This is a genomic window from Streptomyces sp. NPDC043870, from assembly GCF_056435785.1.
On sequence record NZ_JBWKDT010000001.1, the window covers coordinates 433304 to 445820 of the forward strand.

The following is a 12517-nucleotide window of genomic DNA, read 5'->3' on the forward strand; positions in this document are numbered from 1 at the left end:
CCGGCGAGGCCCCCACCGGCGAGACGGGCGGGGCCCGGCCGGTGGAACCTCGTCCCGCCGGGGTGCCCGCCGCTCGGACCCGGAGCGCAAGCTCGATCTTGACCGGGGCCGGCAGCGGGACCTTGAGGCGCTCCTCACCGAGGGAGTGGACCGGTGCAGCTTCGTGCCCGGCCTCGACATGCCGGGCCGCGCGTCGGAACTCCTCGCGCTGCTCGACGGGTTGAGCACCCGGGTGGTGCTGGGGCAGCGGGGCGCCGACCGGCGCCAAGCCCTCGCCTCGGCCCGCTCGGCGGCGCAGCGGCTGGTCGAACGCGCCTGAATCCGGCCGGCCGATCGCATCTGCGCCCGGCTGGTCGAACGCGCCCGGCCCCTCCCCCGGTCTGCGGTGCCTTCGGGCGAATGTCGGGCCCGGTACGTTGGCCCGGGCGCGGCCGGTGGTACGAGTCGGGGCGATGCCCAGGCAATCCGCACAGCGACGACACCGGATCCGCACGGCGCGCCGCGCGGTGCGCGGTCCCGCCCGCCCGGTGTCCCGCTCCCCCGGGGAAGCCGCCGGGCCGAGTACCGGCCCACCGGTCTCCCCCGGGCTGCGGATCGCCGCCGCGTACGCATGGCGGCTCCTGGCGGTCGGCGCCGTCGTGTACGCCCTCTTCACGGTCCTCGGGCGCTTTCACGAGATCGGCGTCGCCGTCTTCCTCGGTCTCGTCGTCACGGCGATGCTCCGGCCGGTGGCCGATCTGCTGGCCCGCCGGCTGCCGCGACCGCTCGCCGTCACCGTGGCGCTGCTCGGCAGCATCGTCGTCGTCCTCGGCGTCCTGGCCCTCGTCGGTGAGACGGTCGCCCATGAGCGGGTCACGCTGCAGCGGGAGTTCGGCGCCGGGATCGGACGCATCGAAAAGTGGCTGGAGCAGCCGCCGTTCCGGCTGAACCCCGAAGCCCTCACGGACCTCCAGTCGAGGATCGGACAGTTCCTGTCCGAGCACCGGTCGAAGCTGATCAGTACGGCGCTCAGCGGCGCGGGCCGACTGGTGGAGGTGCTGACGACGTTGGCGCTGGCACTGTTCTGCTCGGTCTTCTTCCTGCACTCGGGCGACCGGCAGTGGGGGTGGTTCTGCGAGCAGTTTCCGGTGCCGGCCCGGAACCGGGTGTCGGTGGCGGGGCGCGCGGCATGGCGGACGTTCACCGGATACACCCACGGCATCGTGCTGGTGGCGGCGACGAACGCGATCCTGGTCGGGCTGGCGCTCTTCGCCCTCGGTGTCCCGTTGGCGGTGCCGCTGGCACTGCTCGAGTTCTTCGCCGCCTTCGTTCCGCTGATCGGCTCGCCCATCGCGCTCGCCGTCGCCGCGATCGTGGCACTGGCGGCCAAGGGCCCGGTCATCGCCGCGGTGGTCATCGCCCTGATCGTGGTCATCGGCCAGATCGAGGGACATGTGCTGCATCCGATCGTGATGGGCTGGGCCGTCCGGCTGCATCCGGTCGTCGTGGCTCTCACGGTCATCGGCGGGGCCATCGCCGCCGGGGTGATCGGCGCCGTCGTGGCCGTACCGGTGGTGTCCGTGATCTGGGCGGCCCGCCAGGCACTGCGCGCCACACACGGCCAGGCCCTGCCCTCTGGATCAGACCGGATCGGCCCGGCCTGATCCAGCAGACAGACCTGGGGCCCGGGCCGCCCTCAGGGGCGGCCCGGGCCTTCGGCTCAGCTCGGGCCGGTTCCCCCGGCGTCAGCCGATCTCGGCGCCGAACGCCTCCAGCGCCTCCGGAACCGGCTGGAAGAACGTCTCGCCGCCCGAGGAGCAGTCACCGCTGCCGCCCGAGGTCAGACCGATCGCGGTGTCGCCCGCGAAGAGCGAACCACCGCTGTCGCCGGGCTCGGCGCAGACCGTCGTCTGGATGAGGCCGTTGACGATCTGGCCGTTGCCGTAGTTCACGGTGGCGTCGAGGCCGGTGACTTCGCCGTCGTGCACCTGCGTGGTGGAGCCACTGCGGGAGACCTGCATGCCGACGGTCGCCTCGCCCGCCTTGGTGATCTCCTGCGAGCCGCCGTCGTAGAGGTTCACGGCGCTCGGGTGCTCGGTGTCGCCGCTGTACTTGACGAGCGCGAAGTCGTTCTCGGGGAACTGCGAGTCGACCATGGTGCCGATGGCGGGGCCGCCTGCCGACTCGGCCCACTCGCTGCCCGCCTCGCCGCAGTGGCCGGCCGTGATGAAGTGCGGCTCGCCGTCCTTGACGACGTTGAAGCCGAGCGAACAGCGCCCGCCGCCGCTGTGGATGGCGTCACCGCCGGCGATGAAGGGCTTGAACTCCCCGGCCGTCTTCTTCAGTTCCGCCTTCGCGCCGAGCCCCTTCACGACTCCCTGGAGTTTCGCCCAGTCGGCGCCCTTGACCGTACGGTCGGCCGTGACGACCACCTTGTTGGTCACCGGGTCGGTCGCCCAGGAGGTACCGGGAATGGTGGCACGGTCGGTGAGGGTCTGCCGGGCGGACTTCAGCTCCGCCAGCGAGTTCTCGACGATTCTGGCCTTGCCGCCCGCCTTGCGCACGGCGTCGGCCGCGGCCTCGTCCACCACATTCATCACCAGGGCCTTGGCCTTGGTGTCGTAGTACGCGCCCGCCGCGTCGCCGCCCAGGTCCTGGCCCAGGGTGGAGGCGAGGTTTCCGGCCGCTGTGGCCGACAAAGTCTTGACGGTGAACGAGGGCTTTTCCTCGCTGGCGTTCGCAGTCTGGAAGGTGACTCCCGCGGCAACGAGTGCGGCGACGGCTCCACCTGCCATCGCCGCGCGCCTCTTGGGTATACGTCGGTGGTTCAACATCGACCTCCTGTGGGGGCCGTGTTCGGGCAAGTGGGGTGCCCGGACACGGAGGATGGGGAGCCCACTATTCCGATACGCGTCGGTAGCACACAAGGTCGACTTCAGGACGCGCACACGACACCACCAATGCGCCCTCTGCTTCTTCACTACCGGCGGTCACCACAGGTCGGTTTCGTTTGCGAACACCCCGTGCGACAGGGCCATGGGCGGCCCGTAAGGACTAGTCCTGTCCAGATCTCGACGGGGAACGGGCTCACGGAGGGCTTCCGTACACCGCCCTCTGATGGGTAATCATCAAAGAGGCGGGGAATGCCAGGACAGTATTGCTGTACACGGCATATACGAAAGATCCGGACCCGATGGCGAAGGAGGCGGCGGGTGCGACGTCGGGTGCGCGCGTCGGACGGGCGGCATCTGATGGTGGAGCGCCTCGGGGACCCACGGGGCAGGCCCGTTTTCCTGCTGCACGGCACCCCGGGCAGCAGGCTGGGCCCGGCCCCGCGCGGCATGGTGCTGTACCAGCGCGGGATGCAGCTGATCGCGTACGACCGGCCCGGCTACGGCGGTTCGGACCGGTTGGCGGGCCGCAGCGTGGCCGATGTGGTCCAGGACGTACGGGCGATCGCCGACGCCCTGGGGCTCGACCGGTTCGCCGTGGTGGGCCGCTCCGGCGGCGCGCCGCACGCCCTGGCCTGCGCCGCGCTGTTGCCCGACCGGGTGACGAGGGCCGCGGCGCTGGTGACGCTCGCGCCGCGGGACGCGGACGGTCTGGACTGGTTCGAGGGCATGGCCGCCTCCAATGTGCTGGAGTACACGAGGGCCACCGTCGACCCGGACGGGCTCACCGCGCGGTTCATCCTGCGCTCGGCGGAGATCCGGCGGGATCCGGTCAGACTCCTCGACGATCTGCGCCGGGAGCTGACCGACTCCGACCGGATGGTGGTCGCGGACGCCGGTGTACGGACGATGCTGCTGCGCAACTACCAGGAGGCGCTGCGCACTTCGGCGTACGGCTGGATCGACGACGCCCTGGCGTTCTGCAGCCCCTGGGGGTTCGACCCCGCCGACATCACGTCGCCCGTGCTGCTGTGGCACGGCGAGAAGGACGTCTTCTCGCCGGTCGGCCACTCCCGCTGGCTGGCGCAGCGCATCCCGGGCGCGACGGCCGTACTGGAACCGGCCGCCGCGCACTTCGACGCGCTGCACGCCCTTCCCGGGATCCTCACCTGGCTGCTCGCCCCGCTCTAGGGCAATACATCTAGGGCCTGGTTCTCCCCCGCCGAGGGCAGGGGGAGAGCCGGGCCACCACTCACACCGCCAGCGGCTCCAGATCGCGGTGGATCCTGCGTTCGTCGCGGGCGATCCGGGTCAGCGCGTGGTCGTCGCCGAGCAGCCGGCCGAGTTCCTCCACGGTCTCCGCGCGCAACACCGCCGACTCGTCCTTGCGGCCGAGCGCGCTGAGCGTGACGCACATGTTGGAGGCGACGGCGAGGACCTCCGGGTGGTGGGCGCCGAGGACCTCGCGGAGCTTCATGACGGCCCGCCGTTCGGTGTCCAGCGCCGCTTCCAGTTCTCCCAGGTCCGCGCGGGCGTTGGCGAGGTTGACGGTGCAGAACAGTGTGTGGGGATGGGCGGTGCCGAGGACATCGGTCATCCTGCGGATGGTGGGGAGCAGCAGCTGTTCCGCCGCCTCGGGGTCGCCGCAGCCCCACTGGTAGATGCCGAGGTTGTTGAACGCGGCGAGGGTGTACGGATGCTTCTCGCCCGGCACCTCCCTGTACTTGTCGACGACCTCCTGCGCCAGATCCCGCGCGGCGACCGGCTCCCCGGCCGCGAACAGGTCCGCCGCCAGGTTCAGATCGCAGGCGAGCGAGTCCGGGTGATCGTAGTCGTAGCGGGCGCGGTAGCGGTTGCGCGTCGCCGTGGTCAGCCGGCGCGCGTCCTCCAGTCTGCCCGCCCGCCGCAGTGAGACGGCGAGGCTCTTGCCCGCGGCGAGGGTGCCGGGGAAGGCCCGGCCGAGGGTCTGCTTGTAGCTGTCGTAGGTACGGCTGAGCAGCGCCACCGAGTCCTCGTACCGGCCGACCTCGCGCAGGTCGCGGGCGAGTGAGGCGGCCGAGGAGAGGGTGTACGGATGTTCCGGGCCGAGCACCTCGGTGCGCCTGTCGAAGACGTCCTGGTCGATCTCGCGGGCGCGCGCGTACTGGCCGACCATGCGCAGGTTGAGCGCGAGGTTGTTGGCGGCGGCCAGGGTGCGCGGGTGGGACTCGTGGAAGATCTGGCTGAATCCCTCGTGGGCCTCGGTGGCCAGTTCCATGGCCTTGCCGTACTGGCCGAGCGTACCGAGGTCCATGGCGAGACCACTGGTGGTCATGTACGTGTGCGGATGGGAGGGGCCGAGCACGGCCTGCTGCCGCTCCAGGGTCACCTCGTCCAGCTCTCGCGCCTCCACGTAACGGCCCTGGGAGCGCAGGATGTTGGAGAGGTGGAAGCGCAGATACAGATACTGCAGGTCGTCGTTGCCGAGCATGTCCCGCCAGGAGTCGCGCAGTTCCTCGGCGAGCTCCCCCGCCGTCTGCCAGTCACCTCGCTTCCACAGATAGCGCACACGGTCGATGAGCAGCCGCCTGGTCTCCGGCTCGCTGCAGAAGCGGGCTTCGGACGGGCCGAGGTGCGGCCAGATGGTGTTGAACCGCGCCCAGGTCTCGGGGTTGTCGATGGGCTCGTCGTCGTCGGGGCGGGCACCGGCGAGGATCCGGTGGACGGCGTGCCGCGCGTCCATCTGCTCCTCCTCGCTGAGCTGGGCCCTGATGACGGCCTGCACCAGCCGGTGGACCTGGATGGAGTTGGAGATCTGGTCGACCTTGGCGAGGGCGAACCGGCCGATCTCCCGGATGACGCGGCCGAGTACGAGCTTCTCCTGGAGGGAGGAGTCGTAGGGCTTGAGCGCCTCGATCATCTCCTTGCTGTAGAGGAGGTTCGCGGAGATCGGCTCGGGGGCGAAGAACGCGCAGAGCTGGAGCAGCCGTACGGCCGCGGGTGAGCGTTCCTTGAGCCGTTCGATGGAGACGTTCCAGGTGGCGGCGACGGGCTCGGGGTATCCGGCGGGCTGGTTGAGCGCGAGGACGCGCGGGGCCTGCTGGCCGAGCTGCTCCAGATAGGCGGCGACGGGGGTGGCGGTCTCGGCGATCCACGCCGCGGCCTGTTCGACGGCGAGCGGCAGGTCACCGACGGCGCCGGCGACCTGGTCGGCGTCCTCGAGGGTGAGCCCGGGGGCGCGGCGCTGGAGGTGCTCGACCGACTCCTCGCGCAGGAAGACGTCGACGGGCAGCGCGTCGCCGTACTGGGACCAGGTCTGGTTCCTCGAGGTGACCAGGATGTGCCCGCCGGTCGGGAAGAACCGCTTGAGCTGCTCGGGGTCGTCGGCGTTGTCGAAGACCAGCAGCCAGCGGGATGTCGGCACACCGCGCCGCAGCAGGTCGATGGCCTCCTGGGAGGCGGCCGCCATGTCCTCGCCGCCCTGTGCGCCGAGCCGGGTGGCGAGATCGGCGAGACCGGCGACGACCTCGTCGGTCTGCTCCGAGGAGATCCACCACACCAGGTCGTAGTCGGCCATGAAGCGGTGCACGTACTCCAGCGCCACCTGGGTCTTGCCGACGCCGCCGAGTCCGTACAGGGTCTGCGGCTGCGGAAGGACGACGGCCATTCCGCCGCCGAGCTGGTCGCGCATCCGCTCCAGGACGACGGAGCGGCCGGTGAATCCGGGGTTGCGCGGGGGCGCGTTCCAGATCTTGGGGACGGTGCCGGGGAACCGCGGCCCGGGCGCGACCCCGTCGGCGAGCTGCACGGGCCGGTCGAGGGCGCGCAACAGCGCGGTGGTGGCGTGCACCTCGTCGAGGCGGAAGAGATCGACGGGGTTGCGGTCGATGTACGGGGTGGTGAGGCGTACGTCGCCGACGCGCAGCGGCAGCAGATGGCGCCGGCCGCCGCCGGGGTCCTCGGACGCGGCCCGTTCCCACACCTCGACGGCCCGTGCCGATTTGAGATACGCGCTGGAGAGCAGTACGACGGTGCGCGCGGCGTTCTCGGGGGCGGCGGCGCCGGAGCCGTCCGGGGAGGGTTCGGCGGAGACGTCGCGCGGTACGACGCGGAAGCCCGCACGGGTCAGGACGGATTCGATCCAGTCGGCCCACATCCGGTTCTCGGCGACGTAGCTGAGGAAGAGGTCGGCGGGCAGGGCGGGGCGGCGACGGGTGAAGGCGTCCCTGATCCGCAGCCTGACCTCCTCGCCGACCGTGGGCATGGCGGTGATCTCCTGGTCGGTGATGACGGCTGTGAGCCGTTCGAAGGCGGAGAGCAGGGAGTTGGTGAGTCCCGCCTCGTCGCCGAAGGTGGCCAGGGTCTCCTCGTAGGCGTAGTAGGGGCGGTACGGAATCTCCACCGCGCCCCAGTAGGAGGTGAGTTCGTCGCCGGCGAGCCCGGTCGGGAACCGGTCGAACTTGAGCCGGGCGAGGGCCCGTCCGGCGTCGGCCTTCTCCTTCTCGCCCTCGTCGATGCGCATGGGGACGGGGAAGATCCGGATCCCGCGGCCGCCGTAGCGTTCGTCGATCTGGCGGGCGACGGCGGCCGCTCCGTCGATGGACTGGTCGCTGAGGGTGAAGCAGTCGACGAGGATGTCGGGCAGATGGACGGTGCAGATGTCGGCGATGTCGCTGAGGCCGGTGCGGCTGTCGATGAGGACGTAGTCGTAGTTGGCCTTCATGTCGTCGCGCAGCGCGTCGAAGAAGTGCCCGCCGCCGAGCCGGTCGTAGAAGTTGTCCCAGTCGAAGGTGGAGACGGTCGCCGAGTACTCGCGGTTCTGCTTGCCCGCGGAGACGAAGTCGAGGGTGCCGCCTTCGGGGAACTCCCAGCCCAGGGCCTCGGGGGTGAGGGAGACCGCGTGCGGCTGGATGCGCGCGTAGTCACGGTGCCAGTCGTCGGGGCGCTGCACGGGGCTGGTGGCGGCCCAGGCGTATTCGGTGATCAGATCGATGACACCGGTGGTGGCGCCGAGCGTGGAGGGGTCGAGGAAGGGGTGGAAGAAGCGGTGCAGGCCGGGGGCTTCGAGGTCCCAGTCGACGGCGAGGACCCGCTTGCCGTTCGCGGCGAGTATCCAGGCCGTGTTGGCCATGGCCATCGTCCTGCCGGTACCTCCCTTGTAGGAGTAGAAGGTGACGATGCGTCCGTCACGACTGGCTGTCATCCGTGTCCTCCGCATCGGGCGCCTGGTCGAGCATGTCGTGGATGAAGTGCGTGGTGGCGTACTCGGCGGCCATCGGGCCGCGCAGCCGGGGGCGTTCGGTATGGCTGCCGCCGGCTGGTGGATAGACCTGGGCGTGTCTCAGGTACTGCTGGGCGGCGGCCTCCACCACCTGGGGGAGGATCTGGCCGAAGGCCTCCATGCTGGGTACGCCGCGGGCGGCGGCCCGGCAGGCGGCGCGGCCCTGGCTGAGCTTGGTCGGCAGGGTCTGTTCGAGTTTGGCGCTCAGTTCGCTCTCGGCGGCGCGGCTCTGGTGGTCGTCGCGGTTCCAGGGGACGACGACGCTCACCCAGGGGCGGTTCTCGGCGTCGAAGGCGGCGAGCCGCTCCCGTCTCTCGTCGTCCTCCAGGGCCCACCGGTCGACTATCAGCAACTCCGGTCTGGTCGGGGGCTGTTTGCTGTCGAGCGGAACCGAGTCGTGGTCGAACGAGCCGACCGTGGCCTGGTAGTTGAGCGCGCGAACGAGGTCGCGTGCGACATAGGCCAGGGGCCGGTGGGCGTCCGGGTAGTACGGGTTCCAGTCCTGGGGCATGTCGCCGTAGTACTCGGGGTTGCGCCCACCGGGCAGGTCGTGGCGGGTCGGCGCGGCGACGGTGACCTGGATGGGGCGGGGGCCGCCGGTGGGCGATCCGGCCGATGCCGGTGTGCCGAAGGCGCTGGGGGCCTGCCGGTAGTCGAGGGGCCGGCTGGGGCCCACGCCGGCGGTGTCGGCGACGCTGACGATGCGTTTGGCGAGTTCGTAGACCGCACGCTCGTACTCCTCGGCGAAGATACGGAGTTTGATGAGCCCGTAGAGCCCGTCGGTGACATAGCGGTCGCCGAAGGCCCGGTGATTGAACTGCAACCTCTCGGCGGGGCCGGGGAGTTGCTCGGGCGGCACCGGTACCCACAGGGCGGGCACGATGGCCTCCGCGGGCCGGTTGCTCTTGGCCTGGTGGTAGATGGCCCGCTGCGCGAAGGCGTACCACTCCTTGCCGCACATCTCGCTGGCGAAATAGCGAGGTGAGAAGAGCGGTACGAAGACACGGCAGGTGGCGAGCACTTCGCCGAGCCGCTCGGACCACCCCTCACCGGAGCGTATCTCCCGGTCCATGAATCCGGCCGGGGCACCGGCCGGAAGATCGGTCATGGCCATCACGTGGCCGCACAAATCCCGGAAAAGGCGCTCGACCCACATATCGGGGTCAGGCCCGCCGGCTCCGTACCTCGGCGTGTGCGCATAGCTCAAGAAGAAGTACGGCCGATGGTCCGCCGCTCGCTGCTGCGATGACGCGTGCACACGACCCCCGTCCTGTATGAACACTCACACTCACGACTGATGAAGTGCGAGCGAATTAATCATTCCGGAGCGGACCTCGCTCCATCCCCTCATCGTTCAGTCAATCAACGCCGCTTTTCGGACATCCACACCACGGCATGGTCCACGGCGTTCTTGATCGAGAACAACCTTGCGACTGTTCTTCCCAGTTGTCCCTTCTGCTCCACATTCCAGGCGAAGGCGGCTCCGACCGCCTCGAAATCGCTGTCGTCCAGGGAAACGTCCTCGTATTCCGTCCATTCCGGCCCGTCCGTCCCACGCACCACACAGCGATAGCGCCGGCGTGGTGCACCCGGCCGGTATTCCGCGAGGTGAAAGGCCGTGCACACGGCGAAACCCACATTGATCATCAATACGTCCGCCCCGGCCCGGTAGAGCGCACCCAGCGGCGACTCGGGTCCGAGATGGGAGTGGAGCGGATGCCGGGAGAGCAGCTCGTGCGCCCGCCGCCCGAGCGCGGCGAAGGACGTCTGGGGATGGGCGCTGCGCACCGCGCCCCGGGTGGTCCGTACGGACTCGGCCAACCGGCCCATCCCGGGGCACGGTGTCGTGGCGGGGTCGAAGGCGGGCATCGTGGCCCGGAAGGCCGCCGCCTGAGTGGGTGTCATTCCGGCCACCCGTCGCAGATGGGCGGCGGATGTCTCCGAGTTCTCCGGGGTGAAGGCGGGCACCACCAGCGTGCCGTCCTCGCCCAGCGCCGTCAGCAGTGCGTCGCGCAGTGTCCGTGCGTCCAGGCCGGTGCCACTGAGCCCGGCGTGGACGAGGACCGTCGATCCCTCCCGTAATCCCAGCCGTACCAGCTGTCGTACGAGCCTGTCGCGCTCATCGGCTTCATCGGCTTCATCGGTCACGGTCCGCCTCTTCCCGCAGCTGTGCCAGCAGACACTTCCCGGCGACGGTCAGTTCCGGCGCGCGGTCCAGGGTGTCCAGCGCCCGCAGGGCCTCCTCGGTGCTGTCCGGCTCGAATGCGGCGAGCCCTGCCCGTTCGTATGCCCCCGCCAGCAGCTCCGACACCGGAACGGGCGCCTCCTGCCAGGGTGCGGGGTGGCGCCACAGCCCGTCCTCGGCATGGAGGTCGGTGACTTCGACGAGCGCCTGGAACCGCGCCCTGCGATAGCCGCGCAGCAGCGCGGGCGCCAACTCCCGGGCGCTGCCCCGCACCGGAATGCCGAGCCCGCCGAAGCCGTGCCGGCCCACGGACGGTCCGGGGCCGTCGACCGGGGTCAGCGTGGTCAGCGATCCGGCGGCGGCCGCGGCCTGTTCCGGCGCGCGCTCCCGCAGCAGGACCCAGGCGTGGGCCAGCCGCCCGGTCCAGCCCGCGGCCTCGTCGAGGCCGAGCCGGGGCAGGGCCGGGGAGCCGAAGCAGTGCCGGTACGGGTCGAGGTCGTCGATCGCGAGATCGGGCGCACCGTCGCGGCCGAGCCTGCGCACGGGCTGCCAGCCGACGCCCGGCTCGTCGAGCCGGGCGACCCGCCGCTCACCGCCGGCGGACCGGACCAGGAAACCCTTCTCGACGGGCTGCACCTGAGCGGTGCCTCGGGCCTTCTCGCCGGTCAGCCGGAGCTCGCCGAGCGTCGGCAGGAGCAGTACGCCGTCGTCGTACGGGACCTGCACCGGGAGGTCGATTCCGCCGCGTACGACGGCGGCGGCGACCGAGGCAGCCAGCCGGCCGGCCGGCGCGGTGACGACTCCCGGCCGCTCCTCGTGCAGCGCCTCCAGGGCGCCGAGCAGCCAGCCGCGGGTGTACGGGTGGGTCAGTACGTCATCGAGCCCGCCGGAGCGCCGGTCGACGGTGCCTGCCAGCTCCCAGGCCCGGGCCCAGGTCTCGCCGCCGCGGCCGTCCAGTTCGCTGTTGAGTTCGGCGAGGAGGAGCCGCGTCAGCTCGTGCTGGTCGGCCCGCAGGGCGCTGTCGTCGGTCACGGCGGGCGGCACGGACCCGGCGGCGGTGCGGTGCTCGATGCCGCGGATCAGGGCTTCCAGGTCCGTGCAGTACACGGAGGTGTTGTCGAAGCCGGAACCGGAGCGGTAGCGATGGGTGTAGAGACCGCCGCCGCAGGAGCGGACGACGGGGCACTGCCGGCAGGTCTCGCTGACGCCGGCGAGACCGAGCTGACGGGCTCGGACGCCGGGGTGCGCGGCGACCTCGTCGAAGGAGTGGGTGTACACGTCGAAGCCGGTGGCGGCGGCGCCTTCGTAGGCGCTCTTGAGCGAGTCGACCTGCTCCAGGGTCCCGTCGGTCTCCACCACGACGAGATCGGTGGGCGCGAGTCCGAGCGATTCGGTGAGGCTCGGGCCGCCGGAGAGGGTGGACAGGACCGACGCGAAGAGCCGCACCGGCACCGGGCGGCCCTGCCGGTCCCAGCGGTCGAAGACGGTGAGGATCCAGTCGGCGTACGCGGTCGGGGAGCCGTCGGGCCGTGGGGGCGGCTCGTCCCAGGTGGCGTGCGGCAGCAGGTAGTCGATGCGCGGCGGATCGAGCTCCATCAGCGCGTCGTGCACGGCGACCGGGTCGTTGGCGACGTCGATGGTGCACAGGAGGCCGAGGTCGAGATGGCGGTAGCGGTCCTGGCGGAGCAGCTCGACGGCCCGGAGGACGAGGGGGTGGCTGCTGCGGCCGTCCGCGAAGCGGCGGTGGCGGTCATTGGCGGCCCTGTCCCCGTCGAGGGAGATGCCGACCCGGACGCCGAACTCGTCGAAGACGTCCAGATAGCGGGGGCTGAGCTGCAGGCCGTTGGTATGAATCCGCAGGTCGAGAGCGGCGATGCCGTCGAGGGCTGTCGTGAGCTCCTCGCAGATACGGCGGAGCCGGGAGGGACCGGCCAGTAGAGGCTCCCCTCCGTGCAGGATCACTGACACGGAGGGCAGGGCATGTTTCTTCGCATGCTCGGCCAGTCGCAGAGCTGTCCAGAAAATCGCCTCGTCAGAGATTGTCTTGGGGCGGGTACGCCAGCTCTGATCAGCGTGTTCGTAGATATAGCAGTGGTCGCAAGCAAGATCACATCTGCTGTGGACCTTCAGTACGATCTCGCGGAATGGGACCACGGGTCCGGTCATTCCACCAGTCTAGGGGCAGGCCCAAGGGCCTGGAGC

At 70.6% G+C, this 12517-nt stretch carries 7 protein-coding genes and 1 pseudogene; 3 read left to right on the plus strand and 5 right to left on the minus strand.

Annotated features, from left to right (window positions below):
• Positions 1-103: 103 nt before the first annotated feature.
• Both AC0699_RS02000 and AC0699_RS02005 read left to right on the plus strand, forming a co-directional pair.
• Positions 104-319, plus strand: a pseudogene (locus tag AC0699_RS02000) (TetR family transcriptional regulator C-terminal domain-containing protein); the annotation flags it as partial.
• 133 nt (positions 320-452) lie between these two features.
• Positions 453-1643, plus strand: a complete 1191-nt coding sequence (locus tag AC0699_RS02005) for an AI-2E family transporter (protein ID WP_478654459.1) — start codon at positions 453-455, stop codon at positions 1641-1643.
• A gap of 81 nt (positions 1644-1724) precedes the next feature.
• Here AC0699_RS02005 and AC0699_RS02010 read toward each other — a convergent pair whose 3' ends face one another.
• Positions 1725-2810 (minus strand): S1 family peptidase, encoded by a 1086-nt coding sequence (locus tag AC0699_RS02010; protein ID WP_478654632.1) that lies wholly within the window; start codon positions 2808-2810, stop codon positions 1725-1727.
• 381 nt (positions 2811-3191) lie between these two features.
• Between AC0699_RS02010 and AC0699_RS02015 the strand changes: the two genes are divergently transcribed.
• Complete coding sequence (locus AC0699_RS02015; protein WP_478654462.1) at positions 3192-4061, plus strand: alpha/beta fold hydrolase; 870 nt, start codon at positions 3192-3194, stop codon at positions 4059-4061.
• Positions 4062-4122: 61 nt separating this feature from the next.
• On the opposite strand, the gene fxsT is transcribed toward AC0699_RS02015, so the two are convergent.
• From fxsT to fxsBH, 4 genes are all read right to left on the minus strand, one after another.
• Positions 4123-8052: an FxSxx-COOH system tetratricopeptide repeat protein gene (gene fxsT, locus AC0699_RS02020; RefSeq protein ID WP_478654465.1), complete on the minus strand. Its 3930-nt coding sequence runs from the start codon at positions 8050-8052 to the stop codon at positions 4123-4125.
• The gene (gene fsxC / locus AC0699_RS02025; RefSeq protein WP_478654468.1) at positions 8036-9412 is read right to left on the minus strand and encodes an FxsC protein; all 1377 of its coding nucleotides are present in this window, start codon (positions 9410-9412) and stop codon (positions 8036-8038) included. Before fsxC ends, fxsT begins: the two co-directional genes overlap by 17 nt.
• 80 nt (positions 9413-9492) lie before the next feature.
• Positions 9493-10278 carry an AAC(3) family N-acetyltransferase gene (locus AC0699_RS02030; protein WP_478654470.1) on the minus strand — a complete coding sequence of 262 codons (786 nt, stop codon included), beginning with the start codon at positions 10276-10278 and terminating at the stop codon, positions 9493-9495.
• Positions 10268-12481: a radical SAM/SPASM protein FxsBH, inactivated beta-hydroxylase extension form gene (gene fxsBH, locus AC0699_RS02035; RefSeq protein WP_478654472.1), complete on the minus strand. Its 2214-nt coding sequence runs from the start codon at positions 12479-12481 to the stop codon at positions 10268-10270. Before fxsBH ends, AC0699_RS02030 begins: the two co-directional genes overlap by 11 nt.
• Between the last annotated feature and the right edge of the window lie 36 nt (positions 12482-12517).